This is a genomic window from Arthrobacter sp. GCM10027362 (assembly GCF_042679445.1).
In the GTDB taxonomy this organism is placed as follows: Bacteria; Actinomycetota; Actinomycetes; order Actinomycetales; family Micrococcaceae; genus Crystallibacter.
Window position 1 is genome coordinate 1 of record NZ_JBHTML010000448.1, and the last position, 577, is coordinate 577.

1 protein-coding gene is annotated in these 577 nt (G+C 73.3%); it reads right to left on the reverse strand.

Annotated elements, in window-relative coordinates:
* Positions 1-17 precede the first annotated feature (17 nt).
* A partial coding sequence (locus tag ACFQ36_RS23290; protein WP_377018007.1) for a C40 family peptidase occupies positions 18-577 on the reverse strand: 560 nt, incomplete at its 5' end.

Consider the following 577-nt stretch of genomic DNA (forward strand, 5'->3'; position numbering starts at 1 on the left):
GGCCGCCACCGGGGTGCTCATGCCGCTCCCCCGGCCAGCAGGGATGCCTGCGCGGCAGCCACCAGGTCGGTCAGCACCGCTCCGGAGCCGGCCGGACTGCCGGCTGCGCGGGCATTGACGGGAACCGGCACCGCGGCAGCCGCCTGCACGCCGGGCCCGGGCAGGATGCGGCGGATGGTGGTGATGTTGGCGTCGTTCTCCCACGTGTCGCGGACCTGGATGGTGTCCCCCGGCTGCGGGGCGTCGATGGCCTTGCCGTTGCCCAGGTAGATGGAGACGTGGCCGCCGTCGTGGCTGAAGAGCAGGTCCCCGGGCCGCGCCTCGGCCAGCGAGGCGACCTCGGTGCCCTCCTTCATCTGGTCCCAGGTCACCCGCGGCAGCTCGATGCCGATGTCCCGGAAGGCCAGCTGGACAAAGCTGGAGCAGTCCAGTCCCACCGTCGGATCCGTGCCACCCCAGACATAGGGCAGCCCAATGTAGTCCTTGGCCGCCGCGGCCAGTTCCCGCGCATTCGTATCCTGGCCGGGGGCCGCGTTCAGCGCTGCGCCGGCGGCCGACGGCGCAGGGCCGCCGGCGG